Origin of the sequence: Sporomusa acidovorans (assembly GCF_900101845.1) — a bacterium.
Lineage (GTDB): Bacteria > Bacillota > Negativicutes > Sporomusales > Sporomusaceae > Sporomusa > Sporomusa acidovorans.
This window is the reverse complement of the sequence record NZ_FNAM01000102.1, coordinates 1-4,767: the sequence shown is the minus strand read 5'-3', so window position 1 is coordinate 4,767 and position 4,767 is coordinate 1. Positions and strand designations below refer to the sequence as shown.

At 40.3% G+C, this 4,767-nt stretch carries 7 protein-coding genes; 4 read left to right on the top strand and 3 right to left on the bottom strand.

All coding sequences use genetic code 11. The features are described 5' to 3' along the window. Positions 1-401 precede the first annotated feature (401 nt). Positions 402-617: a restriction endonuclease gene (locus BLR65_RS28535; protein ID WP_093798193.1), complete on the bottom strand. Its 216-nt coding sequence runs from the start codon at positions 615-617 to the stop codon at positions 402-404. A gap of 472 nt (positions 618-1,089) precedes the next feature. On the opposite strand from BLR65_RS28535, the gene BLR65_RS28530 reads away from it, so the two are divergent. Both BLR65_RS28530 and BLR65_RS28525 read left to right on the top strand, forming a co-directional pair. Beyond that, entirely contained in the window at positions 1,090-1,383 is a 294-nt protein-coding gene (locus BLR65_RS28530; RefSeq protein ID WP_093798191.1) for a CD3324 family protein, read from the top strand. A 50-nt stretch (positions 1,384-1,433) separates the two neighbouring features. Continuing rightward, positions 1,434-2,201 (top strand): class I SAM-dependent methyltransferase, encoded by a 768-nt coding sequence (locus tag BLR65_RS28525; protein ID WP_093798189.1) that lies wholly within the window; start codon positions 1,434-1,436, stop codon positions 2,199-2,201. 176 nt (positions 2,202-2,377) lie between these two features. On the opposite strand, the gene BLR65_RS28520 is transcribed toward BLR65_RS28525, so the two are convergent. Then, entirely contained in the window at positions 2,378-2,659 is a 282-nt protein-coding gene (locus BLR65_RS28520; RefSeq protein ID WP_093798187.1) for a hypothetical protein, read from the bottom strand. Between the two features lie 657 nt (positions 2,660-3,316). Between BLR65_RS28520 and BLR65_RS28515 the strand changes: the two genes are divergently transcribed. Together BLR65_RS28515 and BLR65_RS28510 are read left to right on the top strand one after the other, a co-directional pair. After that, positions 3,317-3,574 (top strand): hypothetical protein, encoded by a 258-nt coding sequence (locus tag BLR65_RS28515; protein ID WP_245693108.1) that lies wholly within the window; start codon positions 3,317-3,319, stop codon positions 3,572-3,574. Positions 3,575-3,862: 288 nt separating this feature from the next. Then, positions 3,863-4,129 carry a putative zinc-binding protein gene (locus BLR65_RS28510; RefSeq protein WP_342741412.1) on the top strand — a complete coding sequence of 89 codons (267 nt, stop codon included), beginning with the start codon at positions 3,863-3,865 and terminating at the stop codon, positions 4,127-4,129. Positions 4,130-4,523: 394 nt separating this feature from the next. Here BLR65_RS28510 and BLR65_RS28505 read toward each other — a convergent pair. Next, a partial coding sequence (locus BLR65_RS28505) for a tyrosine-type recombinase/integrase (RefSeq protein ID WP_143122703.1) occupies positions 4,524-4,767 on the bottom strand: 244 nt, incomplete at its 5' end.

Below are 4,767 nucleotides of genomic sequence, written 5' to 3'. Positions count from 1 at the left end.
AAATTCAGCACGAATCACTTCTGGATTATCTGTTAGGCCCTTTAGTATACATACTTGCAGACTATCTCGATGTACATCAATTCCACAGCAACATTCCAAAAGGGCTTCCATCTAAATCACTCCTACTATTTTAAGTGCAGGAAGATTGTCTGATAGAAAAAAGTTTATTGTACGCTGTTTAACAGCAGTTCTCTGTACTCAAAGACAACCCGATCATGTTCTCAAAGCGGAGTAATCTCCAAACCGTCCCTCGATCTTATCCTGCTTCTTCGAGTATAGCATAATTATCGTTATTTTCATCAGTTCTGCTGTGTCAATTATTGTCATGGCTGTTCTACTGTTTCTTTTTTTTCTTCGCGTTCCAGCTTTTGTTGAATATTTTCTCGTTACATCAGCTAAAATTACTCTTCCATAAAATAGTCCAAATCAATTCGTTTAATTTCATACACAGTCTCGGTTGCCACACCAACACTATAGTCAATCATCAATTGTGCCAGTTGCAAGCCATCGATTAGCACGATGCGGGTACCCACTCTCGCCGCTATTTCTTGGGCTGCCTGGGTAAAGGTGGAGGTAGTGTACCTGACGCAATTCTTGCAAGGAATGGACCTGCCCATCTGACAGCCGCTTCAAAAATGGCAGCATAATATCTTCATAAGTTGGCATTGCCAAACGAAAAACCTCCCAACGCTCACCAGTACCCGCTTGTTTACAAATTATTATTAAGTACCTATTTCCCACAAAAATACAAAAATCCTGCAAGCTTTTATTTCTTGCAGGTGGAGATGTCGAAGTTTCTCAACGAACAGCCACGAGTCTAAAAACACAATAATATTTAAATGTTACAAATTGTCCTTTACTGCTCATTACAACGTCATATTCCATATTACCCCTCCGAGTAAGAAGTAAGATTTTCTACTTTCATTATGTTTGTTATAATTTTATGTGGTCAGATAAAAAAGTAGGGGGGAGCTAACTCTGCTCTATTGGGAAAATAGGAAAATTTTACAAGAAAAAAATGTACTCCATGATTTGATATGAGGATAGTCCTTGCGTAATCCTATCTTTTGATTATATAGGAGGCGCACAATGGGCTATAAAAACGCAATTTGCGTATTGCCGGACAAATTGATTGCGGCAATACAAGAACATATTGACGGAGAATATCTTTATATCCCTCGGAGAGCAGAGAACAAAAAAAGATGGGGCGAGTTGAAAAACACCAGACATTCTTTGAGTAAGCGAAATAAGGCTATTTTCGAGGAATACAAGAACGGTATATCTGTTGAGCAGTTGGCAACCGAATATTATTTATCACCAAAAACGGTGTATAAGATATTATCCGAAATGGAACAAAAGCAACTCAAAACAGCTTGCGCTTGAGTTTTAGGAGTAAAGCCAAAGGTATAATTAGAAAATAAGGAGTATGAACAATGGAAGAAATAACAATCCATGAATTTGAATTTGCCCTCATCAATGAATTTTTCACAGAGCTTGAACGGCAGGGACCCGGTAGCCCTGAAGAAACCATCAGGGCATTAGGTTTTATCGGCAACCTTTCAAACAAAACAAAAATCGCCGATTTAGGCTGCGGCACAGGCGCTCAAACAATGGTTCTGGCACAAAATACAGAAGCAACCATCACCGCCCTCGACCTTTATGCCGGTTCGATTGCTAAACTTAACGTAACAGCCGGAAAACTTGGTTTGCAGAACAGGGTAAAAGGTATTGTCGGTTCAATGGATAATTTGCCGTTTCAGAATGAAGAATTTGAACTTATATGGTCTGAGGGGGCTATTGCCAATATAGGTTTTGAAAAGGGCTTGAATCACTGGAAGGGGTTCCTCAAAAAAGATGGTTATATTGCCGTAACATATGAGTCATGGTTTACTGATGAACGCCCCGCTGAAATTGAGAAGTGGTGGGTGGACGCAGTTCCTGAAATTGGCACAATAGGGCATAATATTTCCATCATGCAAAAAACAGGTTATATTCCTGTTGCCGCATTTACGCTGCCTGAAAATTGTTGGATAGACAATTATTTTATTCCGCAAAAAGCAAGACAAGAGGAATTTTTGAAAAAACATACGGGGAATAAAACCGCTGAGGATATGATTGCATTTATGAGGCGTGAGGCAGACTTATATTCAAAATACAAACAGTATTATGGATATGTATTTTATATTGGGAAAAAGATGTAAATTAAGCTCTTGTAAGATAAAACATACTCCCGCTTCAAAGAAGCAAAATGAGCGTCCCCTTACTTCTTCCCACACGCATTATTTCTCTATAATTTTCGCCTTTCGGCCGCCGCTTGAAAGTGATGCACCGCCTGTCAACCAGGTAAACTTCCATCTGGCAAAGTAGCTTGGCAGCATCATTGAAACGGCAGTCGGTTTGGTTGCAGCGGAGCATGCGGCGTCACCTCCAAATAAGCATAAGAAAAACGTCCCGAAGGACGTTTTAAGCAATTAATCGCACCAATCATGCTTGCATTTTTTGTGGCACTTAGGACATTCACATTCATCTTCAAACCAGTGGTCACATTTAGGGCATTTTTCACACTTTTCTTCGCATTGCCAGTGACATTTAGGGCACTCGTGAGGATGCATTTGCCCACATTTTGGACATTTCTTGAAACAAAACTTTGGGCAACCATCTTGATTACAATTCATATTTCTATCAAGCCTCCTTCATTACATAATATGTTGCTTGATAAAAATATGTTCTTTGTTTAGGTATAAGAAAAGCCGTTCTATTCGAACAGCTTTTCTTTTTTCAGCACCAAAAAAAGAACTCCTTCCAAATCATAAAAAATTTTACAGGAGTTCACTTTTTTCGCCGTTATCAATAGTACTGTTCTCCGTATCGGGTCAAACGACAAATATTAATATGAGAATATTGGCTGGGGTCATAGTCAATACGGTCACCCTCAATAGAAGGAAACAAAACGAACAGCCACGAGTCTAAAAACACAAAAGTATTTAAAGCAGAATTTCGGCAACAATTAAGACAGACTAACTAATAGCCTGTCTCTTTTTATTTGAAGCGTTTTTTAGTTCTTGATAGAAGTTCTCTCGCTATACTCCTGTTCTGCTTCGGCAACTAAGCTATCCAATGCCTTATTTAACTGTACCTGATACTCTTTTACCGTCTGCTCTGTCACGGGTTTTCCATCCTTCGCTATATCGGCCCGAATAAGGTCTTGTAACTCGTCCGAGATTGTACGGGGCTTCAAGATTTAGCAAGAGAAATTAGGTTATCCATTGATTAAATTCATCATATAGTTTTATAAAATGTTTCAGGTGGGTTGCCTATGGAAGAATCCATTCTATTTTCTCTTGACGCTGAGCAGCAGGTGCTGCTAGCGGCTTTACTGGCGATATTAGTAGCTGATAAGCTTAACGAAGATCAACAAAACATTTTGGGGAACTTTTTTGAAGCATTGGGGCAAAACATTCTGCTAATACAAGCGATAGTATCGTCTAATCCGCCATCAACAAAATCGGACAGTTCTCCAATACACAAGTTCAAAACCTGCAAAAAAGCATTACTTCGTTACAGCAGGATTTAGAAATAATGAAGGCGAAGCTTGCTGCTTTAGAAGAAAAATAGCCAAAGATTAACCTCCGTATGATTGGGTTTGTTCACTTTTATCATGCTGGGTTTCTCTCTTTGGCTGTTATCTTTTATGTTGCATTTCACTTTACAATGAACCGCCTAGGAAGATTTTTAACACTCCCGATTAATTATCTTGACATTTTCCAAAAACAGTATACATTGATAATGAAATATAGTTCACATAAACATGAGGCGTTCAAGGCCTTGCTGAAGACTTTAGAGTGGTCGTCCTGTTGAAGAAATTCATACAACGGGAAGGATTTGCAAAAACTCCTATGAGCTGCATTACAGGGATCGCGCTAATCTGCAACCATTTATTGAAGCGGCACAGCAGATGGATGAATTCATTGCGATTGATGGCTGTCCCATGGTTTGTGCCCGCAAAGTCATGGAGAATGCGGGGATTTCTGCCAAGTACTATTTGTTGACAGACATGGGGCTGGAAAAGGGTAAAACTACGGTAACTCCCGAACTGATTGAAGATATTTGCCAACGTATCAAGGGATAAGTAGTTGTAATGGAACAACAAATGCCTAGACTTCGCAAATTGCGGGGCCTAGGCATTTGTTGTGGAAACGGGGTATCAACACTAGTGCTAACGACCCCGTTCCCTTGGACTTCAGGTCTCCCGACATCCAAATGTAATGTTCGACCAAAAGAGTATCATAATGAGCTCGGAAGATACAAGGTCGAGTAGAGGCGAACCTCGCAGTCCAGCCCCCCTCACAGAACTTATCCCGCAAAATGCGGCATCCCGATTATCGGCATCAAACCCTCATATAAAGCCCTTCTTTCATGATAATATCGGGATAATATTTAGCGACTCAGTCCATAAAGCTGCCTGATTAATTCCTCATCATCTTCCCATTCAAGATATGTGGTTTCTCCAGACACCAGCGGGTTCACTTTGAAGTAACTTTCTGGATGGCCTCTTTCTTCATTTCCGTATCAGCATTCGCATAAATCAAGGTCGATGAAATCTGCGCATGCCCGAGCCATTCAGCCAGCAATACCATTGGCATACCACTTCTGTACAAGTGCATGCTGCGGCTATGGCGAAACATATGGCAATGAAGCGACTCTGGAACTTCAGGATTCACATTATGAGCAGCGACACCGTATTTCTTGATGAATCTTTCTGTGTTG